This window comes from Bacillus sp. FSL W7-1085 (genome assembly GCF_038595035.1).
Classification (GTDB): Bacteria; Bacillota; Bacilli; order Bacillales; family Bacillaceae; genus Bacillus; species Bacillus altitudinis.
On the sequence record NZ_CP152000.1, the window covers coordinates 3,344,810 to 3,369,095 of the forward strand.

Consider the following 24,286-nt stretch of genomic DNA (forward strand, 5'->3'; position numbering starts at 1 on the left):
TTATAGCCTCTTTTTACGATATTCACTCCTTATGACCTAAACAATGAAACATTATTCATTTCTTTTTATCAAGATTCATCATTTCTTAACATTTTTAATGTGATTTTAGTTGAAAGTTGTCGGTGCGTGTCATGCTTTCCCCAAAGATGACGCATAAAATCATCTTCTCGGCTTACACTATGGTTAAAAAATCTGTGAGAGGAGGCTAAAGATGCCAAACACGAATGAGCAAACACGCTTACACTTTTTATCAGGCGGGTTTGAGGAAAAGATTCGGATTCTGAAAAAAGCATTTCAGCAAAGCGCTGATTTTGAATACCGGGAATTAATGGTGAATGAAACGAAATCAGTGCTGTTTTATATTAAAACAAGAGTTGAAGAAAGCAAATTAAACGACTTCATTATCGGCAACTTGCTCGGTCCTCCTGGAGAGCAGAATTATACAAAATCACTTAGTACACTCGAAACAGGAGACTTGACGCTGATTGTCGACAGCATTATTGCAGGAAGCATTGCTTTCCTTGATGAAAAATCCTCACAGATCAAAATATTTGCCGTTGGACAGCCGCCGCTGCGTTCCATTTCTGAACCTTCTTCTGAAAGTATTATTGCAGGCGCACATGATGGGTTTGTTGAGAGTTTAGATACCAATTTATACTTGCTGCGTTCACACTTAAATGATCGAAAACTTGCAATCCAGTATCATAAGGTCGGTACAAAATCTGAAACAAAGGTTGCGACGGTTTATATTTCTGATATTGCCAATCAAGAAAAGATAGATGAGGTTAACAAACGAATTTCTTCTATTAAAGTAGACACGCTGCTTAGCCCCGGTTCTATTGTAGAGGCGATTGAGGATGATTCATATTCCATCTTCCCGCAGCTCATTGATACAGAACGACCTGACAAAGTGAGATCCGCCATTCTTGAGGGGAGAATTGTTGTGCTGATGGATGGCAGTCCAATGGCTATCATTCTGCCTATTACATTCTTTAGCTTCTTTCAATCACCAGATGACTACAATAGCCGCTGGATTCCAGCTACGTTTATTCGTATTCTTCGTTATATTGCCTGTATCATCGCTGTGATTTTGCCTTCTTTTTATATTGCAGTCATCGGCTTTCATTATGAGGTAGTCCCGGATGAATTAGCGATTACGATGAAAAATTCCATTATCGGCATTCCTTTTCCACCTTTAATAGAAGCAATGCTGATGGAGATTACGATTGAGCTCATACGCGAAGCTGGGGTGCGTCTGCCAAAACCAATTGGACAGACCATTGGGATCGTAGGCGGTTTGGTCATTGGAGATGCGGTAGTAAAAGCTGGGCTCATTTCCAATGTTCTTATCGTTGTGGTCGCCGTGACCGCTGTTGCTTCCTTTGTTCTTCCTTCGTTTGAAATGACGTCTACCATCAGGATGCTGCGTTTTCCGCTCATGTTCATGGCATCGATGTTTGGGTTTATTGGCATTTCATTCGGTCTGTCGATCGTCCTGATGAATTTATGCCGCCTTGAATCACTAGGTGTCCCGTATTTATCTCCAGTAACTCCATTTAACTGGCAGGATTTAAAAGACACTGTGATTCGATTACCAATGTGGATGTATAAAAATCGCCCTGTTTACTTAAACCCAAAAAAGAAAGAGCAAATTGAAAATTTGAGAGGATGGAAAAATCAAGATGAAAAATAAAATATCTCCATCTCAAGCTGTCTTTTTTATCATTCAATCTCAAATTGGTGTCGGTATTTTAGCCCTGCCTCATTTGCTCATGAAAGATATGGGGCATGATGGCTGGATGGCTATCATTTTGGCCTGTTTTTTTATCCAAATCATCAATACCATTTTTATATATATCATTCACAAATATCCTGAGACATCATTTTTCGAGGCGTTAATTGAGGTTTTTGGAAAATGGATTGGGCGAATCTTAGTGGCTCTTTATACAATTTATTTCGCCTCAGTCTGTATTGTCGTTCTATCTATTTTCACGAGAATTCTGGGTATTTGGGTGCTCCCACTCACACCAAATTGGGTCATAAATCTATTACTGATGATCTCCATCATTTACATTGCAAAGGAGCAGATTACAGCCATCGTCAGGTTTAACTTCATTCTAACGCCCTTTTTGCTTATGCTGTCTCTCTTAATGCTCTATTCATTAAAAGGAACCAATATCGACTATCTCATGCCTTTTTTTCAAGTGGACATTTCTCAAGTTTCACTCGGATTGAAGGATGTTGTACTATCTATGAATGGATTTGAGATGATTCTGATCATCTCTCCACTGATGAAAGGCACCATTAAAGCGCGATACAAGGTCATGACCATTGCCAATATATGCACGACACTTTACTACCTATTTATCACAGTGATTTGTTTTATGTTCTTCAGCCCGATTGAGCTCAATATCATTCCAAATCCTGTTCTTTATCTGTTAAAAACCATTTCGTTCGGTGTGATTGAACGGACAGATTTAATTTTTCTTAGTTTCTGGGTATTTGTCATTTTAGCCACACTCAGTAACTATCTCTACTTCTGTGCAAATGGCGTAGCAAGTATTCTCAAGAAAAAAGACCACAAAAAATACGTCTTTTATTTTGCCATTTTGATTTATGCGGCTAGCTGTTACCTTGCAACCGATAATTTTAGAATTCAGCGTTTTAATGACTTTACCACCATTGCGCAATATTCATTTATTTACACACTCCCAATCTTTATGGCCATTATCATCTTTATCAAACATCGCAAAGGGAAGGTGAAATCACATGCGTCATAAGTACATACTGACGTTGCTCATGTGTGTTTCTCTCATATTCATGCCTGGCTGCTGGGATCAAAATTTATTAAAGAACATCTCTCTTGTGTTAACCTCCGCTGTTGATCAAGGAGAGGATGACAATGCGAAATACTCAATCACTTATCGAAAAGTGCAGCAATCTCAAAGTATGGAGCAAGGAAATACTGGCAGCTTTTTAACCACTCTTCTCACAACGGAAGCACCTACTTTAAGAAAAGCAAGAACCAACTTCAGCCGGATAGTGGATCAAAAAATAGACATGTCGAAAATGCGGGTGATGCTGATCGGTGATGAATTTGCCCAAAATCGTCTTCTGCCCTACTTAGATATGTTTTATCGTGATCCAAAAAGTCCCCTCCTCGCAAATCTTGCCGTTGTTCAAGGGGGGACCTGTGAAGAAGTGATTAACTCGCTGCTGAAGGAAAAACTCATCGTGAGTGACTATTTAAATAACTTGATCACAACCGCATCACGCTCCTCCCAAGTAGCACCTAAAAACATTCAAAGTATTCGATCTAAAATGCTTCAAACTGGAGAGGACTTCACACTGCCTTTAATCTATTTTGATCAATCGAAGAAATTAATCAGTGTAAAAGGGGTTGCTCTATTTGATAATGAGAAGAAGAAAGGCGAGTTGTACGGTCAAGATGCGATCTTACTCACCGTCATGGACGGAAAAATGGGCAAGTATGCCAACTTCACAAAAAAAGTGAGAAGCGACATGAAGTCAAAAGAAAACAATTACATTACGATTCAAGTCACTGATGTAAAGAGAGACATCGAGATTCTAAATCCTGATCATCGAAACTTAACATACTCACTCAAATTTGAATTTAATACTTCTGTCATTGAGTACCCAAAAGATAACCTTGATACTGACAAAAAAATTGAAATGCTCAACAAAAAGCTATCAGTCATTTTGACAAAAGAAGCAGAAAAAATTATCGCTGCCCTGCAAGATGCGAATTCCGATGTGCTAAGCCTCGGCAGAAAATACAGAGTCAGACATTATGATGAGTATATGAAAATGAATTGGGTCACCGATTATCCAAAAGTGAAAATCATTCCAAAAATCAAAGTGAACATTACACAAACAGGCATTATTAGTTAAGAAAAGGAAGACGTCCTCTTTCTTTTCTTTTTTTATTTTTTTAAGATTGTTTTTTCAATGCTTTCGTGATAATCTATCTGTGTAAACGGTTACACATCAAAGAAGGGAGGCACTCCATTGGCTACAATTAAAGATGTTGCAAAAGCTGCTCAAGTGTCTGTTGCAACTGTTTCACGCGTGCTCAATGATACTGGATACGTCCATATTGATACGAAAACCCGTGTGACACAAGCGATGCAGGAGCTAAACTACTTCCCCAATGAAGTGGCACGATCCCTTTTTAAAAGAGAATCAAGATTAGTTGGTCTCATCTTACCTGATATCACAAACCCCTTCTTCCCTCAGCTGGCTAGAGGCGTTGAGGATGAGATTCATGCAAACGGTTTTCGCTTATTATTCGGAAACAGTGATGAAGATCGGGAGAAGGAAATGGCCTATTTACAAACCTTTAAGCAAAACCAGGTGGTCGGTGTCATCGCTGTCACAAACGAACCTGAATCGGATTTGTACAATGATGATGAACTGCCTGTTGTCTTCTTAGATCGTACCGTTCCAAATGCGCCTTCTGTGTTTGCAGATGCTACGGCAGGTGGGAAAATGGCTGCAATGGAATTAATCAAACGCGGCAGTCAGCAGATCACATTGCTAAAAGGGCCCGCTCATCTTCAAACGGCGCGGCAAAGATTCAAAGGCGCACTTGATGTTCTGACTGAAGAAGGTGCTAACTTTCATGTGATGTCTAACGCTTCTTTTTCTTTTCAGGAAGCCCGAAAAAGCGCCAAGGCTCTTTTCAAGCTGTACCCTGAAACAGATGGCATCATTGCCAGCAATGACATCGTCGCAGCAGCCGTCGTACACGAAGCGCTTCGTATTGGAAAAGCCATTCCAGAAGACGTCCAAATCATTGGATTTGATGATATTCCGCAAAGTGAACTGCTCTTCCCTTCTTTATCAACGATCCGGCAGCCTGCCTATGATATGGGGAAAGAAGCCGCAAAGCTGATCATTAAAGCCATTCAAAAACAGCCTATAGATCAAGCAGTTATTCAAATGCCCGTCTCTTTTATTGAACGAGAGACCACAAGAAAGGTGGATTCACAATGAGTCAAATAGTTGTCGTAGGAAGTTGTTCCATGGATCTAGTTGTCACATCGAATAAGCGTCCCAATGCAGGAGAAACCGTCCTAGGTGAATCATTTAAAACGGTTCCTGGGGGAAAAGGAGCCAATCAAGCAGTAGCAAGCGCAAGGCTCGGTGCAGATGTATATATGATCGGCCGGGTTGGGGATGACGCATATGGTCAGGACATTATGAGCAATTTGCAAGCACAAGGTGTTCGCACCACCTATATGAAACCGGTTACCGAAATGGAAAGCGGAACAGCTCATATCATTTTAGCTGAAGGGGATAACAGCATTGTTGTCGTCAAAGGAGCAAACAATGAGGTAACACCTCATTATGTAAAAGATGCGCTTTCTTCTATTGAAAATATCGGAATCGTCCTCATCCAGCAGGAAATTCCTGAAGAAACAGTCGAAGCCGTCTGCGCCATTTGCAGCGAAAAAGGGATTCCAGTCATCTTAAATCCCGCACCAGCTCGCAAAGTCTCTCAGCAAATATTAGATCAAGCTGCCTATATCACGCCAAACGAACACGAAGCAGCTCTTATGTTTGAGGGACTCACCATAGCAGAGGCTTTGCGACAATATCCAAACAAATTACTCATTACAGAAGGAAAAAATGGGGTTCGTTACTTTGACGGATCAAAAGAAGTGTTGGTACCGGGCTATCCTGTGAAAGCCGTCGACACAACAGGGGCTGGCGATACCTTTAACGGCGCTCTAGCTGTAGCACTAACAGAAGGAAAATCCCTATACGACGCACTTGCCTTTGCCAACTTAGCCGCATCTATCTCAGTCACAAAATTTGGTGCCCAAGGCGGCATGCCAGCAAGAGAAGAATTGGAGAATAAGAAATGAAGAAAAATGGTATTTTAAATAGTCATATCGCCAAGGTGCTTGCTGACCTTGGTCATACAGATACGATTGTCATCGCAGACTGCGGCCTGCCCATTCCAGAAGGCCCGGTCAAGATCGACCTTGCATTATCCATCGGCACACCATCCTTTCAGGAGGTTACTTCCCTCCTTCTTGAGGAAATGGCCGTTGAACACATCACGATCGCCAGTGAAATCAAAGAAGCCAATGAGAGAGATCATTTATTTCTAAAGAAAGCGTTCTCACATCCGTTAGATGAAGTCGATCACGAGACATTTAAAGACATGACCAAACAGGCAAAAGCAGTGATTCGAACGGGTGAAGCCACCCCATACGCAAACTGCATTCTTCATGCCGGTGTCATCTTTTAAAAGGAGGAGCCACTTATGAACATTGAAATGCATAACATCCATAAGGCCTTTGGGAAAAACACCGTTCTCGCCGGGGTCTCCTTTGACCTCGTCACAGGTGAAGTCCATGCACTAATGGGTGAAAACGGGGCAGGAAAATCAACGTTAATGAACCTGCTGACAGGACTCTATTCACTGGATCAAGGAACGATTCAAATCGACGGAAAAGAAACCGCTTTCAAAAACCCGAAAGAAGCCGAGCAGAACGGGATTGCCTTCATTCATCAGGAGCTGAATATATGGCCTGATATGACGGTACTCGAGAATTTATTTATCGGGAAAGAAATCTATACAAAACTTGGTCTCCTAGACACCAAGAAAATGAAAACCCTCGCCCAAGCGCAGCTCGACCGATTGTCTGTCAACCTATCGCTCGATCACGAGGCAGGAAGCTGTTCTGTCGGCCAAAAGCAGATGATTGAGATTGCGAAAGCGTTAATGACCGATGCAAAGGTCATCATTATGGATGAACCAACAGCTGCTCTCACAGATCGTGAGATTGAAAAGCTATTTCAGGTCATTGAATCACTCAAAAAAGAAGGTGTGTCTATCGTCTACATTTCTCACCGGATGGAAGAAATCTTCGCGATCTGTGACCGGATTACGATCATGCGTGACGGAAAAACGGTCGATACGAAAGCGATACCGGACACGAATTTCCATGAAGTCGTCAAAAAAATGGTCGGCCGCGAATTAACCGATCGTTACCCTGAACGCACACCTTCTACTGGTGATACCGTCCTAGAAGTGAAGCAAGCAACGAGGAAAGGCCGCTTTCAAGATGTCAGTTTTTCCGTCAAAGCTGGAGAAATTGTCGGTGTTGCAGGCTTAATGGGCGCTGGCCGGACGGAAATGATGCGGTCGCTCTTTGGACTCGATCCCCTGGATCAAGGAGAAATTTGGGTTCATGGGAAAAAAGCTGTCATTAAAAAACCAAGTGATGCAGTCAAACTTGGCATCGGTTTTATCACGGAGGATCGTAAAGATGAAGGACTGATGCTAGATGCATCCATTCGGGAAAACATCGGTTTGCCTAACTTAGACAGCTTCTCTCCAAAGGGGCTGATCGATAAGAAAAACGAGCAGGACTTTGTTGACCTTCTCATCAAACGACTCACGATCAAAACCGCTTCATCTGAAATTTCTGCACGCAGCCTGTCCGGTGGAAATCAGCAAAAAGTCGTCATCGCCAAATGGATCGGCATTCAGCCGAAGGTGCTGATTTTAGATGAACCGACAAGAGGTGTCGACGTCGGGGCGAAACGAGAAATTTATCAGCTGATGAACGAGCTGACGGATCGAGGCGTTGCGATTTTGATGGTCTCCTCTGAGCTCCCAGAAGTTCTTGGGATGAGCGATCGAGTGCTTGTTATCCATGAAGGAACCATCAGCGGAGAATTAAGTAAAACAGAAGCTACACAAGAACGAATTATGACACTAGCTACAGGAGGGAAGTAACATGAAACCACTTACTTCAAATGGACGATTTGACAACATCATGCAAAAGCTTGGGCCATTCTTAGGACTCATCATCCTTGTTGCCATTGTTTCTATTTTAAATCCGGCCTTTTTAGAACCATTAAACATTTTAAACTTACTCAGACAGATCTCCATTAACGCCCTCATTGCCTTTGGCATGACGTTTGTTATTTTAACCGGAGGAATTGATTTGTCTGTCGGTGCCATTCTAGCGCTGTCTAGTGCTCTGACTGCCGGCTTTATTGTATCTGGTTTGGACCCGATTCTTGCCATCATCGTTGGATGTATCATCGGTGCCATCCTTGGAATGATCAACGGTCTTTTAATCACAAAAGGAAAAATGGCTCCTTTTATCGCAACACTTGCGACGATGACGATTTTCAGAGGATTGACGCTTGTTTATACAGACGGAAACCCAATTACAGGGCTCGGCTCTAACTATGCATTTCAGCTATTTGGCCGTGGATATTTCTTAGGCATTCCTGTTCCGGCGATCACCATGCTTCTCACCTTTATCGTTCTGTGGGTCTTGCTTCATAAAACACCTTTTGGCAGAAGAACGTATGCCATTGGCGGAAATGAAAAAGCAGCCCTCATCTCAGGTATTAAAGTACCACGCGTCAAAATTATGATTTACTCATTAGCCGGCTTTATGTCTGCTTTAGCAGGTGCGATCTTAACATCTCGTCTCAACTCAGCCCAGCCAACAGCTGGTACGTCGTATGAACTTGATGCAATTGCTGCCGTTGTACTTGGCGGGACAAGCCTGTCCGGCGGAAGAGGGCGAATTGTCGGCACACTCATCGGGGTACTCATTATCGGGGTCTTGAACAATGGTATGAACTTACTTGGTGTTTCATCATTCTATCAGTCTGTTGTGAAAGGGATTGTCATCTTGATTGCAGTCCTACTCGACAGAAAGAAATCTGCTTAAGGAGGCAGCTGCTATGAAAAAATATGTAATCCTGATCGTGACTCTCTCATTATTCATGCTTTCTGCCTGCTCGCTTGAACCGCCAGAGTGGGCCAAATCAACAAAGGATGGCAAGAAAAAAGACATTAAAATCGGACTGTCGATCTCGACTTTAAATAACCCATTCTTCGTTTCTCTTAAAAACGGTGTGACAAAAGAAGCGAAAAAGCTTGGCATTGAAGTTGTCATTGCCGATGCACAAAATGATTCAGCCAAACAAACAAGTGATGTAGAAGATTTAATTCAACAAGGGGTCGATGCATTACTCATTAACCCAGCCGATTCCTCTGCCATATCAACGGCTGTCGAATCTGCGAATGCTTCAGACATACCGGTCATCACATTAGACCGCTCGGCAGAAAGCGGAAAGGTTGAAGCGCTCGTTGCTTCTGATAACATCAAAGGCGGCGAAATGGCAGCTAACTTTATTATCGACAAAGTCGGTAAAGGAGCAAAAGTGGCTGAACTAGAAGGTGTACCAGGTGCTTCTGCGACACGCGAACGAGGAAAAGGTTTTCATCAAATTGCAGACAAAAAGTTAGATGTCACAGCAAAACAAGCCGCTGACTTCGACCGGACAAAAGGGCTCAACGTGATGGAAAACCTTCTTCAAGGAAACCCTGACATCAAAGCCGTTTTTGCCCACAATGATGAAATGGCACTTGGCGCACTAGAGGCCATCCAAAGCTCTGGAAAAGACATTCTTGTCGTCGGTTTCGACGGTAATGAAGATGCACTCAACTCGATCAAAGCAGGAAAACTATCTGCAACAGTCGCGCAGCAGCCAGAGCTGATCGGTCAACTGGCAGTCGGCGCTGCTGACGATGTATTAAAAGGCAAAAAGGTAGAAAAAAATATCGCCGCGCCATTGAAACTAGAACAAAAGAAATAAACACTAAACCCCCGATAGCCTCGGGGGTTTTAGATTATAGACAAAGGCTGAAATGAACTTTATTTTAGCCCTTTGTCTTCTTTTCAGCGTGATAGAAAACCTTTGCAGTCTAGGAAGGACGAGCACCGGAGCAGAGCGAATTGACATTCGTGAGCACCGAAGCGCAGGACTGACAAAGAATGCGAGAGTTTGTCTACACGCTGGACCCCCGATAGCCTCGGGGGTTTTAGATGTTATTCCGGCCTCTTCAGTACAAATGGCGTGCCTAAATGGGCATAATCATTACCTGCTAGGCGCGCGACTGGCTTTAATTCATTCGTAAAAATATATCCTTTTTCCGCATCATAGACGGATTCATCTAAATGCGCACACACCACCCGGCCAATGATATGATCGACTGTGATCTCCCCTTCATCATTTTGAAAGGTCAGATGTTTTTCCAGCTGACATTCAAAGCGAATGCGTGCTTCCTTGATTCCTGGCACTGACACCACGCTGCTCTTCACTTGATGAAGACCGGTACGAGTCAGCTCACTCTCTTCCTCTGGCAAAGTAGCAGCTGTTTCATTAATATCTTCAATCATCGCTTCATCACTCACATGGACAACAAATTCTTCCCTGTCGATGATATGTTTTGCTGTATCTTTCATCTCTCCTTGACGACGTCCAATAGAAACAGCGATCAGCGGAGGATGGCCGCTGATGACATTAAAGAAACTAAATGGTGCAGCATTGACGACTTCTTCTTTAGAAAGGCTTGTAATAAATGCAATGGGTCTTGGAACGACGGAACCAGATAATACTTTATATGCTTCTTTTCGTGACAACTGATCCATTTGTAATGTAATCACTTCAGACATGCCTCCTCTTGTATGTAACGACATCATACCATACCCCGTTCTCTCTTCCCTTATTCCGGCTCACCGCGATGGAGAATATGATGGACAAGATGAAACAATGCCGGATTATGATTTTCTCGTCTATAAGAAATGGTCCATTCCGCGAGTAGCTGCTCACCTTCAATTGACCGATACACCACATCTAAATTAAATAAACGCCGGGCCGATGTTGGAATGATAGCAATTCCGATTCCCGCTGTGACAAGCCCAATGACCATTTGATATTCTGCTGCTTCCTGCACGATATTGGGTGAAAATCCGTACTTTTCACAAAGTAGGACAAAATGCTGATAAAGGGACGGCCATGATTCCTTTGATAAAGAAATAATCGGCTCATCACGAATATCTTCAATCGTGACCGCTTCTTTTTCCGCCAGCGGATGGTTTTTCGGAATCGCAAAAATACATTCACTTTGCTTCATTAAACGACTGACCAATTCTTCTTGCGGTGATGTAGGATGCAAAAAACCAATATCAATCTCACCATTCAAAAGCGCCTCAAGCTGCTGCGGGACAGAGAGCTGTTGCAGCTCAATACTGACAGAAGGGTACCGCTCTCTGAATTCACGGACAACTGGCGGCAAAATATCATATGTCGCTGTACCAACGAATCCGATGATAATCTTCCCAAGCTCCCCTCTTGCCGTATGCCGAGCATGATCAACGGCTTTATCAAGCTGATGCAGCACCCCCCGGACCTCATGTAAAAAAACCTTTCCAGCAGCTGTTAACTCCACCACCCTTTTAGACCGGTGAAACAAAGGAAATCCCAATTCTTCCTCAAACTGCTTAATTTGCTGACTAAGTGGAGGCTGTGTCATGTTCAATCGTGCGGCCGCTCTGCCGAAATGCAGCTCCTCCGCGACTGTGACAAAATACTGCAAATGTCTCAGTTCCATCCTTTCACTCCTCAAACACTTATTCGTGAAACATATTAAAACTACGTTAAACATATATTGGAAAATTTATTTTGTGAAATGTATAGTAAATCATATCATGAAAATATATTTTCATAAAAAATTTTACTTGCCGAAAGGAGTGCGGGGTAAATGAATTCTCAAACACAACCCCTAACAAAACGAGGAGCAGAGTTGATTGTCGATACGCTCATTGCCCAAGGTGTGACCCATGTTTTTGCGATTCCAGGTGCAAAAATTGATGCAGTATTTGATGTATTAAAAGACAGAGGTCCAGAGCTTGTGCTATGCAGACACGAACAAAATGCGGCATTCATGGCAGCAGCTGTCGGTCGTTTAACTGGCAAACCAGGCGTTTGTCTCGTTACATCAGGTCCTGGCGCATCCAATTTAGCGACAGGTCTATTAACAGCCAATACAGAAGGTGACCCTGTTGTTGCAATCGCTGGAAACGTCATCCGTGCGGATCGGCTCAAACGAACACATCAATCACTCGACAATGCGGCATTATTCAAACCAGTGACAAAATATAGCGTTGAAGTACAAGACGTAAACAATATACCAGAAGCCTTAACAAATGCTTTTCGCGCGGCACAAAGAGGTCAAGCTGGGGCAGCATTTATCAGCTTTCCACAAGATGTCGTGACCGAACACACCACACAAACACCAGTGTCTGCTCACCCTTCTCCAGAACTAGGTTCTGCACCGGATGCTCTCATCAGTTCGGCCATCGCCAAAATTCAAAATGCGCACTTACCTGTTGCAATTGTGGGAATGAAAGCTAGCCGTCCAGCTGCGGCAAATGCGACAAGAACATTATTAAAAACACTTGGTATCCCATTTGTTGAAACGTACCAAGGAGCCGGCGTTCTCTCAAGAGAGCTTGAGGCTCAATATGTGGGCAGAATCGGCTTATTCCGTAATCAGCCAGGCGACCTTCTCATTGAGAAAGCGGATGTGATTTTAACTATTGGCTTTGATCCAATCGAATACGATCCGAAGCATTGGAATTTGAAACCGCAGCAGCGTCAAATCATCCATGTGGATGACATGCAGGCAGATATTGACCATTTCTATGAACCGACGCTTGAGCTTGTGGGCAATATATCTGAAACGGTGCAACATCTAGCCCACGACAGCGTTCCACTTTCATTATGCAAAAAGAACGTAGATCTCGTCACAGAATTACAAGAGCTGTTAATTGATATCGAAAAAACACCAGAAAGAGAAAGTCATTTATCACACCCGCTGGATGTCATTCATACGTTGAGACGTATCATCCCAGATGACACGAAAGTGACATGTGATATCGGATCGCACGCCATTTGGATGTCTCGCCACTTCCGTGTTTATGAACCGAACACGTTCCTAGTAAGTAACGGAATGCAAACACTTGGCGTGGCATTACCATGGGCGATTGCAGCCTCCATATTGAATCCAGATGAAAAGATCATTTCAGTCTCAGGTGATGGCGGTTTTCTCTTCTCCGCCATGGAATTAGAAACAGCCGTGCGCATGAAAACAAATCTCGTTCATCTCGTTTGGAACGACAGCACATACGATATGGTGGCATTCCAGCAGGAAATGAAGTATGACCGTACGTCTTGTGTTGAGTTCGGTCAGATCGACTTAGTGAAATATGCAGAAAGCTTTGGAGCAACTGGATTACGTGTCAACTCACCTGAAGAGCTTTCAACTGTCCTTCAAAAGGGTATAAACATAGAAGGACCCGTTATTATTGATATTCCGATAGACTATCAAGACAACCCAGACCTCGCCAGTCAAAAATGGCCAGAAGTCTTTCGTGAAAAACACACAACGAACGTCAGATAAGACTTCGATACATTACTTTAAAGGAGTGAGCGGACATGGGTATGATGCACCCAATGAATCAACAAAACAACACAATACCGCAGGACAAAAAGCAAGAGGTCTATCAAGTATCAACCATGACCTCCTTGCTGGAAGCCGTATACGATGGAGATTTCTCCCTATCACATATTCCCGAGCACGGTGATTTTGGCATTGGCACATTCAATCAATTAGATGGGGAACTAATCGGCTTTGACGGCGCTTTTTATCGACTGCGCTCTGATGGAACAGCCACACCAGTAACCGATCAAGATTATTCACCATTCTGTTCTCTAGCATTCTTTGAAACGGACATCGTTCATCGAATTGATGCACCGATGACGTCCAAAGAGCTAGAGGAAGAAATCGACCGAATCTTACCGAGCAAGAATGTCTTTTATGCGATCCGCATCGATGGGTCATTCAAAAAGGTTCAAACCCGTACGGTTGAAAAACAGGAAAAACCTTACGTTCCGATGATAGAGGCAGTCAAGTCACAGCCTATTTTCGATTTTGAAAATATTCGCGGGACGATCGCAGGCTTCCGTACACCACAGTACGCACATGGCATTGCGGTAAGCGGATATCATCTCCACTTTATTGATGATGATCGAAGCGTAGGCGGGCATGTATTTGATTACACTGTGGATCAAGTGACCATCCGAATTTCTCAAAAACGTCACATGAATTTACACCTGCCAAATACGCAGGAGTTCTTCCAAGCAGACATTGATCGTGCTGACCTTGCACAGCAAATTGCCAGTGCGGAAAGCAGCCCAGAAAAATAAAATGAACACACCCCGGTGATACCGGGGTGTTTTTTTATACAAAAAGATATATTATCCTCTTTTATTATTTCATTTCGTTACTCAATTAAAAATCAAACATTCTATTCGTAATAAAATATGATAGAATATCAACAGAAGAAAGGTGGTTATACGGTGGCACATGAATATCGCATTCCAAACTTAACATTAGATGAAAGAGATAAACAAATTCTTTCCTTATTACACGAGGACGGGCGTATGTCCTACACGGATCTAGGGAAACAAGTCGGCCTTTCCCGTGTTGCTGTACAAGCCCGTATTCAGCAGCTCATTGAAGCAGGTGTCATTGAACGATTCACCGCTGTCATTAATCCAGCAAAGATCGGCATTCATGTCTCTGTCTTTTTTAACGTAGAGGTTGAGCCGAAATGTTTAGAAACAGTCGCCCTTCAGCTTGAGCAGGAAACAGCCGTCACAAGCCTTTATCATATGACAGGACCAAGCAAGCTGCATATGCATGGCATTTTTCAAAATGAACAGGAAATGGAGACGTTCCTGACAAAGAAGCTGTACCCGCTTGAAGGCGTCGTCAGTGTGGACTGTCAAATGCTCATTAAACGATACAAAAGCCGAATGGGCATGAAATTGTAGATAGGAGTTGAACCACTTGCAATCATATCTTGAACTCATGATCGCCATGGTGCGAACCGGTATTCTGGGATTTGGCGGAGGACCTTCTGTGATCCCGCTCATTCGCCATGAAGCGGTCGTCAAATACAAATGGATCAATGATGACGAATTTGGAGAAACACTCGCCATCGCCAACGCATTGCCCGGACCGATTGCTACGAAAATGTCGGCATACCTCGGCTATCGATTAAAAGGTGTATCTGGCGCCATTGTTGCAACAGCTGCACATATTTTACCGACATGTCTCGCTATGGTGGCACTTGTTACACTTGTCAGCGTCTTAAGCTCTTCAGTCATCATTCAAAATATGATAGGTGCTGTGACACCAGTGATTGCCGTTCTGTTAGGAATGATGGCATATGAATTTGGACAAAAAGCGTTGAAGGGCTTCGGCATGATCTTCGGAATCGCCCTATTCCTTTTGGCATTTGTCGGTCTTCAAGTACTCTCGATTCATCCAGGAATCATTGTCATCATCTTTTTATGTTATGGTGCCTTTCATTTCAAACTGAAAGATCGCTGGACTCGAACAAATAAAGAGAAAGGAGTGTCTTCGTGATGCTGATTCTCTTTTTATTCTGGGCATTCTTCTTATCCAATCTGTTAGGGTATGGCGGAGGACCTGCCTCCATTCCGCTCAATTATGAAGAAATCGTCAATCATTTTCATTGGATGACGAACGAAGGGTTCTCCAATATGCTCGCATTAGCCAACGCACTTCCAGGTCCAATCGCTACGAAAATTGCGGCTTATGTAGGCTATGATGTCATGGGATGGCCAGGCTTTATCGTTGCACTGCTTGCGACTGTCCTGCCGTCTGCGATCGGATTGATCTTACTGCTAAAACTCATTGACCGTTTTCGCCAATCTTCTGTCGTCAAAGGCATGACCCTATCTGTACAGCCTGTCATTGCGATGATGATGCTTTTATTAACATGGGAAATTGGTGGAGATGCCGTGAAAGCCATTGGCTGGACGCAATCACTTGCCATTGCCGCCATTTCATTTTTCTTTATGACCAAATTCAAATTGCACCCTGCCTTTCTGATTGTGGCTGCATTTTTATATGGCGGATTCATTCTTCCGCATTAATGCAAAAACCGATAACACGTGCAGTTATCGGTTTTTCTCATTACATATAAATAGGAGAGACAGACCTGCGCCCAATAGAATGATACTCGACACCAGCTACTTCTGCCGCTTCAAGCGTATGACAATTCCGACCATCAAAAATGATCGGCTGCCTCATGAAATCTTTATAAGCTGAAAGTGGAAAGGACTGAATATCCGCCCACTCAGTTAATATACAGACAGCATCAGCATCCTTGATCGCCTCTTCAATCGTTTGAGCAAAAAGGACTTGATCAGGCAGTTCTTGAGCTGCATTGCGAGCGGCAGCAGGATCATAGGCTACGATCTCCGCTCCTAATTGATGGAGCTGATGAGCGATTGGGATTGACGGCGCCTCTCTCATATCATCTGTATTCGGCTTAAAGGAAAGGCCAAGAAGAGCCATTCTCTTCCCTTCCAAGTTTTCTCCCATCCGCTCCTTCACACTTCGAATAAAACTTGTTCGCTGCTCATTGTTCACTTTGATGACAGCCTTCAATAGCTCAAAATCATGGGACACATGCCCTGCAATTTGGACAAGGGCATTAGTATCCTTCGGAAAACAGGAACCTCCGTAACCAATGCCTGCCCTAAGAAACGAAGCACCAATCCGCTGATCGAGTCCCATCCCCTCTGCAACTCTCTCAACATCAGCTCCCGTTTTTCCACAAATCGAAGCAATTTCATTCATGAAGCTGATTTTTGTGGCAAGAAATGCATTTGATGCGTATTTGATCATCTCTGCGCTTTTCCGATCTGTTCTCACGAATGGAATGTGGAAATCCGCATACATAGACTCTAGCTGATCTAATCCGTTCTTCGTTTCGGCTCCAATCACCAGCCGATCCGCTCGCAGCGTATCTGAGATGGCAGACCCTTCTCGTAAAAATTCTGGATTCGATGCAATAGATAATGGCTCCTTACGACCTAACACGTGATGAATCAAATGATCAATTTGATCGCCCGTTCCGACAGGCACTGTACTTTTCACGACAAGCACTGCGCCTGGCTTTGCTTGTAAGCCCATCTCCTTTGCCGCTTGAAAGACATACTGCAAATCAGCTTGACCGTCTGCCTGCTGCGGGGTTCCGACAGCAATCATTAACACGTCAGCCTGCGAATAGGCTGACGCTCCATTGATGTGAAAACGAATGCGTCCTTGCTCCATATTCCGTTTGAGCAGTTCTTTTAATCCCGGCTCGTACATCGGAGGATTCCCTTGCTTCAGCTGCATGACCTTCCGCCGGTCAATATCCATACATGTCACATCATGTCCAGCCTCTGCTAAACACACCCCTGTGACAAGCCCTACATACCCACAGCCTGCAATCGCAATCTTCATGACACATCAGCTCCCCATACTCCTTATGCTTGTAATGTCATCGTATGCCGGGAATTTTCGTTCCATTCATAAAAGCATACAAAAACCCCCTGCTGAGAGAGCAGGGGGGCTACTTTTATGAAACAAGACCATTTCGAATATGAGCAATCAGATTTTCAAGCATTTCTTTTGTTGTGACATCATTGGAATTTTCACCAATATCATGAGCGTACATCAAAATCTTTAAAAACTCTTCTTGATTTAAACCCTTATTATCCATGTCTGTATCCTTTCGATTCCACTAATTTCATTATTATATGCTGTATGGTTGGTTTATGCAATACTCTAATACATCATTCGACAGCTTTTGAAATTTATGACCATTTTCATGAAAAACTTTTTTATAAATCACCATTGAGCTATAATAAAAGAATTGGAATCTTTTACTTGGTTAGGAGCGGATCAAATGCTTCAGCACAACATCAACGAAGAAGAAATCAAACAAACAGCCGAACAGATCAAAGAACTTCTTCCTTCAACAGATGAAAACAAGCAACTCATCAAAAAAGCATTGATTACTTATAGACAGGACAGCGTATATCGGCTCAAGCAAGAGTCTGATACCGAATGGTCAGCTTATGTACATGATGTCGTGGCAGCAAGAGTCCACCTTCATGTGCTGTTTCCAGTGAGAAGCAGCTGCTCATGTCCAGCTGATGGACTATGTAAACACATCCTCGCTGTCTTCTTTTCGCTATACGCTCAAGTAGAGAGTGTGACCGGCTTTACAGAAAATTGGTCAGAGAAGGATGAATTACAGCGCAGCAAAGAACTCATTCGTCAGCACTTCCAAGTGAAGCGCCCAGATGAACAATCACTTCAGAGCTGGCTGAATTTTTTCCAGGAGGAATTTCACCTCTGGCTGAAACGGACACCGAAGCACCAGCAAACGCCACAGCATTTGTATTACGGCTATTTATCGATCCTGAAAAAACACGCACCCACTTCACCTGAATTCAAGAGTTTGTATGCGATTCATACGTCCATCGATGTGTGGTTAAGGCTCCATGAGCTAATCGATCTCGGCCGTCTTGATGCCGAAAAAGACTTTTATTCGATGAATCCATATGTAGAACAGCTCATGAACACCATTTTTGATTCAGTGGATCACTTGAGGACATACGCCCTTTCCTTTTCCCTCGATCCGTTTCTTGAAAACACACCAACTGCCGTTCGGACACTTCTTCAAATCAGCGGACCTTTCCAGCATGAACGAGTTGCGGTCTTTATGGAAATGTGGGGAACTATATTAAATAGAGGGAAATGGGTCAAAAAAGAAACAGAATTACTCAAGAGCGCCCAACAGCAGGAACAAACGGTTGAACGCACCATTGGGCTGATGCATATGGATTATTTGCTAAAAGAAGACGAAAGACTCTTCCAGCAATTAAAATTGCTCAATGCAGATATGCTGCCGAATGTGCTCAATTGGCTAAAGGATCTCACAAACCGCAAGGACTGGAAGCGTCTCAAACTTTGGTATCAAGAGATCACATATGTATTAGAAGAATATTGCCAGCTTGACCTATCTTATAGAGAACTGCGTGGAGCCGTCAGCGATTTCTTCTTTTATTTAGACGCGTACTTTAAACAGACGAAAGATCATTTCTTGTATGAACGCTATCTCCAAATCTGTATGCCTTATGCATTTACTGAATATAGTCAGCTCTTATATGCACAAGAACGCTATGCAGAATGGATTGAAATACACAGCCTCGTTGGTTTCTCCATCAGTGAATTGGAGAAAGAACTGATCAAACAGATTGCAAAGGAAGAGCCTGAAGCACTCATTCCTTCGTACCACCGGGAAATCTCACTGCTTCTCGATCAAAAGAATCGAAGTGCTTACCGGGAATCTGTGAAAATGCTCAAAAAACTGCGTACGCTTTATCATAAAACGAAAAAAACCGCGGTGTGGGAAAGATATGTACAGCAGCTGCAAGATTCAACAAAACGGCTGCGTGCGTTCCAAGAGGAAATGAAGAAAGGAAAATTAATTGATGACACGCCATAAACAAATTGTCATTCATGCAGAACAAACCGAAGATTTCTCTTTCACCATTTCAGCGCAAGCAGAGGACGGACAGCCTGTACCGCTAAATGAAATGAAGAGGCAGCTTTTCCAATGGCACGAATCATCTTTTTACGGAACATTCTTAGAAGATGTGAGCTTTATTGGCACACCTGCCTTCCTGTTAAGTCCTTGGATGACCGTTGAATTGCTAGGGAAAAATTCATTCAATACTTTCAGCCATGTGACGTTAACGGATGAAACAGAGCCGCTTATGAAAACAGCCTCAACCATTTACGAATTCATCGAGGATGAAGATTTTGTCCCAGATTTCGAGGCATGGACAAAAGGCATGCTTCGCTTTAAAGACAAAGAAGGCCTGTTAGATGGCTACACAGCTGATTGGTTCTCCTTTGCCGTACAGGATTACATTCAATATGATGATGCCTTGCAGCACAAATGGAACCGAATGACTGCTCAATCGCCTGCTCTTTCCTCCTTCCAGGGACATTTTTTAGATGAACAGGATTTCTTGGAAACGATCGGCTGGATTGATGATGAGACGCCTTTCACTGTCGGCTTGCGTTTAAATGAGCCTGATTTCGACGGGGATGATTGGAAAATTGAATTGTTTTTGCGTGATAAGAAAAACAGTGATCTGCATTTCTTTGAAGGCATCCGTTCTTTAAAAAAATCATGGCGTCCGTTTCAAGAAAAAATCACCAGAGAGCTGGAGCGGTTCGGTCAGATTGTCCCTTGGCTCTCATTTACATCTGGTACCACCCTCATGTCAGAAGAAGAAGCGTGGCTCTTCCTATCTGAAGCGAGTGAAACACTTGTGAACATGGGGATTGAGATCCTGCTCCCATCATGGTGGCAGATCGTCAAAGAAAGCACCATGATGCTAAAAGCACGGATTTCCTCCACACCACGAGGCGAATCGCACGTTGGAATGGATGCCCTTATGGACTTTAATTGGCGCTTTGCCACAAACGGGATTGAGCTGACAGAAGATGAGTTCAACGAGCTTGTTCAAAGTAAACGTCGTCTTGTCAACATTCGTGGACAATGGATTAAAATCGACCCGACCTTTATCCAGCAAATGAAGAAATGGATGGAGCGCGCTGAGAACGAAGGACTTCATATGTCGGATATTTTATCACGTGAACTCGCAGACCAAGAGGCCTCCTCTGAGTCGATTCCTGAGTTGCTAGACAGTTCGGCCTTTGCCCATATTCAATTTGAACTTTCGTCTCAACTACGAGGACTTGTTCATCAGTTAAATGATACACAAGAGCTGCCATCCTACGAGATGAGTGAGTCCTTTAAGGGCACACTGCGGCCGTATCAGCAGCACGGTGTCAACTGGCTTCTGTTCTTAAGGTCTCATGGATTCGGGGCTTGTTTAGCAGATGATATGGGACTTGGAAAAACGATTCAAATGATCGCTTATTTCACCTATTTGAAGGAGCATCAACAAGACGCCGCTCCATCTCTCATCATTGCACCGACTTCCGTATTAGGGAACTGGCAAAGAGAGCTTGAAACATTCGCACCACATTTGAATGTCGCTCTGCATTATGGACCGTCACGTCCACAAGGTGAGAACTTTACAAAAGCGTACGAATCAACAGATATCGTCCTCACTTCGTATGGTCTCTCACATTCTGACCGTGATGAATTAACAGCAGCCAAATGGAATACCATTTGCTTAGACGAAGCCCAGAACATTAAAAATGCCCATACGAAACAATCGAGAGCCATTAGGCAATTAAAAGGACAGCACCACATTGCCCTCAGCGGGACACCGATGGAGAACCGCTTGACAGAGCTTTGGTCTATTTTCGACTTCGTGAACAAAGGATATCTCGGCAGCCTGACCAGTTTTCATAAAAAGTTCGTCCTTCCGATTGAAAAAGACCGTGAAGAAAAAAGAATCCAACAGCTGCAGCAGCTGATCAAGCCATTCTTATTAAGACGAACAAAACAAGATGAAGAAGTTGCACTCAATCTGCCAGAGAAACTAGAAGAAAAAGAATTCATCCCGCTATCTGCAGAGCAGGCATCTTTATATGAACAGCTGGTCAAAGATACATTCGAACATATGGCCTCATTAACAGGGATGCAGCGGAAAGCCATCATTTTAAGTATGCTTGGCAGACTCAAACAAATTTGCGATCACCCTGCTCTTTATTTAAAAGAGAGCGGAACAGATGTGAAATTGTTGAAGCGTTCATTAAAAATGGATAAATTAGCAGAGCTGTTAAAAGCCATACACGAACAAGGAGAAAGCTGTCTCATTTTTACGCAGTATATTGAAATGGGCAACATGATCAAACAGCTCGCCGAAAAGATGTTTGGAGAACCAGTTCAATTTTTAAATGGGAGCTTATCAAAACATGATCGGGACAAAATGGTGGAACGTTTCCAGAAAAAAGAGTTCAACATCTTAATTCTTTCTTTAAAAGCAGGAGGAACCGGACTAAACTTAACCGCCGCCAATCATGTCATTCACTACGATAGATGGTGGAATCCTGCTGTAGAAAACCAAGCAACAGACCGCGCTTACCGCATCGGGCAAAAGCGGTTTGTTCACGTCCATAAGATGATCACAACCGGCACGATAGAGGAAAAAATTGATCAAATGCTCGAAACAAAACAAACGTTAAATGATCAAATTATCCAAAGTGAAAGCTGGATTACAGAGCTGTCAACGAACGAACTAGAAGATTTATTCACGTTAAGTGCAGCCGCTCAATCTTCGTAATGACAGCAAAAAGAGGACTTTTCTCAAACTTGATGAAAAGTCCTCTTTATTTCATCTCATCTAAAGGAATGCTTAAATTTGCAGCTTTTTCAATGCAGATTTCACATTCATATACGTGTTCAACTCACGGAAGTCCTCTCTCATTTCTCCCATTTTCATCGCAAGATTTGGTTTAATACCTGTCACGATCAGTTCTGTGCCAGTCATTAAAATCAAATCATTCAGCTTAAAGATCGCATCTGCCACAAATGAATCCACCTCTAATAAACCAGACAGATCCACAATAAAGTAATCGTCTTTGGATTGAGAGATATAAGTGGAGACTGTTGAGATGATTTTATCAAATCTTGGCGCTGTTAACGTACCTATGATCGGCAGGACAGAAATACCATCCTTCACCGGAACAATCGGGACAGAAATATTCAATACTTCATCAATGGATTGCTCAAGAAGCTCTTGCTGTTCCTTCTCTTTCGTAACATCCTTTTGCAGACCAACGAAATAAAGGCGTTTCCCTTCATTTTCATCAATCCATAGAGGCGCCACACTTAACTCGTTCCAAAACATTTGACCAGATTTTTTATAGTTTTTCAACTGTACAGTGACAGCCTCTTTGTTTTTAATGGCTGCCCTAATTTGTTTGAGAGCAATCTGTTCAGTTTCATCTCCTTGAAGGAAACGACAGTTCTTTCCTATTACTTCGGTTTCTTGATAGCCTGTCATATCTAAAAAGCCCTTGTTCACATATATTAAAGGATTATCAGGTAAAGACGGGTCCGTCACCGTCAGGCCAACCTGAGTATAGTCTAAGGCTTCCTTGATTAAATGCAGATTGTCGGACTTATAAGATTCCAGCGCCATTCGTTTACTCTCCTTAACTTCCTTACAAGCGGGTTATATTCATAATTAAATTATATGATGTTCCATAGCGGGTGTAAATAGAAGTAGTTCTGAATTCCTCTTTTGTAGAATGCGCTTCATCCTATGTCATTTATACAAATACATACGATTCAATTATTTCAAAAGATGTTGAATCATATGTGCCACACCATGTTCATCATTTGTTAACGTGACGTGATCAGCTAATTCTTTTATATCCTTTCTCGCATTCCCCATTGCAATTCCAACCCCAGCTGCCCGAATCATTGATTCATCATTTAAACTGTCTCCTACAGCCGCTGTTCGGCTTAATGGAATACCGAGCTTTTCTGCCAGCCTGGTTAACGCCTGCCCTTTCGACGCCTCCTTTGCTCCAATTTCAAAGTTATGATCAGCCGAACTAACCAATGTTAATTCAGAATCATGTCCAAACGCATCCCATCCGGCTTTCAATCTGTCTTGAAAAAATGAGAAACCTAAGATGTTATAAAACGAAAGATTCTGATCCTCACGAAACAATTCTTGATATGTATCAATATAAGCAAAACCTGACTGGCTGTATTGAACTTCAGCCGCTTGCTCAAGAACGCGCTGATCCGTTTCTGGATTTGCACTCTTTAAGCGGTCCATTTCTATCGCCAGAAGCTCCCTGCCGCGGTTTGGTGTGTAAATGGCTTCATTCGTAAACACTTCATAGTAATAATCACGCTCCTCAAGCCATGATAAGATGTGTTTTGCTTTTTCTTCTTCTAGAACAGCCGAATGATATACCTGACCTTCTGGATCATGAATCACAGCTCCATTTGCACTGATGACCCACGTATTCATCCCAAGCTGATCAAAAATAGATTTCACATCAAAATACGCTCTTCCTGTTGAAACGACAACCTCAATCCCACTCGCCGCTGCTTCCTTTAACGCCTGCTCGTTTTCCTGACTCACTTTGTGCTCACTGTTCAATAAAGTTCCGTCTAAATCCGTTGCGATTAATTGAATGTTTGTCATCGGTCTCTCCTTTTTTGCCTGCATTTTCAGTTGACCTTCCGTTTATCAAATCCATCATCATTATGAAATGAGTATCCACTATTTGCAAGGGATGATCGGCTTATCAATGAATATAAGAGTACCCGGTCACGCTACATGACCGGATACGCATAAGGGGATTCACAGGGGACACATGACTGATACAAAGAAACCTTGGTTCTACTATTACGCAGTGAATATGTGTACAAGACAAAGTCTATCAGCTATAGCTAGAGGAGGGCCGCGAGATGCTAGACCTTTGCCTTTTGCCTCCTTTCCTTTCAGCTAACCCTAGTCTACTGAGAAATAGCACAAGAGACAAAAAACG

At 43.0% G+C, this 24,286-nt stretch carries 22 protein-coding genes; 16 read left to right on the forward strand and 6 right to left on the reverse strand.

The features are described from left to right. Nucleotides 1-211 precede the first annotated feature (211 nt). The 9 genes from MKY11_RS17355 (at nt 212) to rbsB (ending at nt 9,663) form a co-directional block, all read left to right on the forward strand. Nucleotides 212-1,693: a spore germination protein gene (locus MKY11_RS17355; RefSeq protein ID WP_058337015.1), complete on the forward strand. Its 1,482-nt coding sequence runs from the start codon at nt 212-214 to the stop codon at nt 1,691-1,693. Then, nucleotides 1,683-2,780: an endospore germination permease gene (locus MKY11_RS17360; protein WP_056408339.1), complete on the forward strand. Its 1,098-nt coding sequence runs from the start codon at nt 1,683-1,685 to the stop codon at nt 2,778-2,780. Before MKY11_RS17355 ends, MKY11_RS17360 begins: the two co-directional genes overlap by 11 nt. After that, on the forward strand, nt 2,770-3,912 hold the full coding sequence (locus MKY11_RS17365; protein WP_135009609.1) for a Ger(x)C family spore germination protein: 1,143 nt from the start codon (nt 2,770-2,772) through the stop codon (nt 3,910-3,912). Before MKY11_RS17360 ends, MKY11_RS17365 begins: the two co-directional genes overlap by 11 nt. Before the next feature lie 117 nt (nt 3,913-4,029). Then, nucleotides 4,030-5,016, forward strand: a complete 987-nt coding sequence (locus MKY11_RS17370; protein ID WP_008343265.1) for a LacI family DNA-binding transcriptional regulator — start codon at nt 4,030-4,032, stop codon at nt 5,014-5,016. Beyond that, complete coding sequence (gene rbsK, locus MKY11_RS17375) at nt 5,013-5,891, forward strand: ribokinase (RefSeq protein ID WP_342501642.1); 879 nt, start codon at nt 5,013-5,015, stop codon at nt 5,889-5,891. Before MKY11_RS17370 ends, rbsK begins: the two co-directional genes overlap by 4 nt. Further along, nucleotides 5,888-6,280, forward strand: a complete 393-nt coding sequence (gene rbsD, locus MKY11_RS17380; protein WP_017360008.1) for a D-ribose pyranase — start codon at nt 5,888-5,890, stop codon at nt 6,278-6,280. The genes rbsK and rbsD overlap by 4 nt, the downstream gene beginning before the upstream one ends. A gap of 15 nt (nt 6,281-6,295) precedes the next feature. Continuing rightward, on the forward strand, nt 6,296-7,777 hold the full coding sequence (locus MKY11_RS17385) for a sugar ABC transporter ATP-binding protein (protein WP_342501643.1): 1,482 nt from the start codon (nt 6,296-6,298) through the stop codon (nt 7,775-7,777). Nucleotide 7,778: 1 nt separating this feature from the next. After that, on the forward strand, nt 7,779-8,732 hold the full coding sequence (gene rbsC, locus MKY11_RS17390; RefSeq protein ID WP_007497532.1) for a ribose ABC transporter permease RbsC: 954 nt from the start codon (nt 7,779-7,781) through the stop codon (nt 8,730-8,732). Between the two features lie 13 nt (nt 8,733-8,745). Next, a complete protein-coding gene (gene rbsB / locus MKY11_RS17395; RefSeq protein ID WP_017368181.1) occupies nt 8,746-9,663 on the forward strand; it encodes a ribose ABC transporter substrate-binding protein RbsB in 918 nt (305 codons plus the stop codon). A gap of 233 nt (nt 9,664-9,896) precedes the next feature. Here rbsB and MKY11_RS17400 read toward each other — a convergent pair whose 3' ends face one another. Beyond that, entirely contained in the window at nt 9,897-10,514 is a 618-nt protein-coding gene (locus MKY11_RS17400) for a flavin reductase family protein (RefSeq protein ID WP_024718717.1), read from the reverse strand. A gap of 59 nt (nt 10,515-10,573) precedes the next feature. Next, entirely contained in the window at nt 10,574-11,461 is an 888-nt protein-coding gene (gene alsR, locus MKY11_RS17405) for an acetoin biosynthesis transcriptional regulator AlsR (RefSeq protein WP_024718718.1), read from the reverse strand. A gap of 150 nt (nt 11,462-11,611) precedes the next feature. Between alsR and alsS the strand changes: the two genes are divergently transcribed. From alsS to MKY11_RS17430, 5 genes are all read left to right on the forward strand, one after another. Beyond that, nucleotides 11,612-13,312 carry an acetolactate synthase AlsS gene (gene alsS / locus MKY11_RS17410; protein WP_274660513.1) on the forward strand — a complete coding sequence of 567 codons (1,701 nt, stop codon included), beginning with the start codon at nt 11,612-11,614 and terminating at the stop codon, nt 13,310-13,312. Nucleotides 13,313-13,365: 53 nt separating this feature from the next. Further along, nucleotides 13,366-14,118 carry an acetolactate decarboxylase gene (gene budA, locus MKY11_RS17415; protein ID WP_234712484.1) on the forward strand — a complete coding sequence of 251 codons (753 nt, stop codon included), beginning with the start codon at nt 13,366-13,368 and terminating at the stop codon, nt 14,116-14,118. A gap of 153 nt (nt 14,119-14,271) precedes the next feature. Continuing rightward, nucleotides 14,272-14,748, forward strand: a complete 477-nt coding sequence (locus MKY11_RS17420) for an Lrp/AsnC family transcriptional regulator (protein WP_017360010.1) — start codon at nt 14,272-14,274, stop codon at nt 14,746-14,748. A 37-nt stretch (nt 14,749-14,785) separates the two neighbouring features. Continuing rightward, nucleotides 14,786-15,346 (forward strand): chromate transporter, encoded by a 561-nt coding sequence (locus tag MKY11_RS17425; RefSeq protein WP_039963093.1) that lies wholly within the window; start codon nt 14,786-14,788, stop codon nt 15,344-15,346. Continuing rightward, entirely contained in the window at nt 15,346-15,879 is a 534-nt protein-coding gene (locus MKY11_RS17430; RefSeq protein WP_007497548.1) for a chromate transporter, read from the forward strand. Before MKY11_RS17425 ends, MKY11_RS17430 begins: the two co-directional genes overlap by 1 nt. A 40-nt stretch (nt 15,880-15,919) precedes the next feature. Here the strand turns inward: MKY11_RS17430 and MKY11_RS17435 are convergent, their stop codons facing one another. Beyond that, nucleotides 15,920-17,239 (reverse strand): UDP-glucose/GDP-mannose dehydrogenase family protein, encoded by a 1,320-nt coding sequence (locus MKY11_RS17435; protein WP_342501644.1) that lies wholly within the window; start codon nt 17,237-17,239, stop codon nt 15,920-15,922. A 115-nt stretch (nt 17,240-17,354) separates the two neighbouring features. After that, on the reverse strand, nt 17,355-17,498 hold the full coding sequence (locus MKY11_RS17440; RefSeq protein WP_003214884.1) for a hypothetical protein: 144 nt from the start codon (nt 17,496-17,498) through the stop codon (nt 17,355-17,357). Nucleotides 17,499-17,684: 186 nt separating this feature from the next. Here MKY11_RS17440 and MKY11_RS17445 point away from each other — a divergent pair, with 186 nt between their 5' ends. Then, the gene (locus MKY11_RS17445) at nt 17,685-19,292 is read left to right on the forward strand and encodes an SWIM zinc finger family protein (protein WP_024718725.1); all 1,608 of its coding nucleotides are present in this window, start codon (nt 17,685-17,687) and stop codon (nt 19,290-19,292) included. Continuing rightward, nucleotides 19,279-22,056: a DEAD/DEAH box helicase gene (locus MKY11_RS17450; RefSeq protein WP_017360014.1), complete on the forward strand. Its 2,778-nt coding sequence runs from the start codon at nt 19,279-19,281 to the stop codon at nt 22,054-22,056. Before MKY11_RS17445 ends, MKY11_RS17450 begins: the two co-directional genes overlap by 14 nt. A 72-nt stretch (nt 22,057-22,128) precedes the next feature. Here the strand turns inward: MKY11_RS17450 and MKY11_RS17455 are convergent, their stop codons facing one another. Together MKY11_RS17455 and MKY11_RS17460 are read right to left on the reverse strand one after the other, a co-directional pair. Further along, nucleotides 22,129-22,917, reverse strand: coding sequence for a PAS domain-containing protein (locus MKY11_RS17455; RefSeq protein WP_342501645.1), 789 nt, complete (start codon nt 22,915-22,917; stop codon nt 22,129-22,131). Nucleotides 22,918-23,070: 153 nt separating this feature from the next. After that, nucleotides 23,071-23,931 (reverse strand): Cof-type HAD-IIB family hydrolase, encoded by an 861-nt coding sequence (locus MKY11_RS17460; RefSeq protein WP_211256834.1) that lies wholly within the window; start codon nt 23,929-23,931, stop codon nt 23,071-23,073. Nucleotides 23,932-24,286 lie beyond the last annotated feature (355 nt).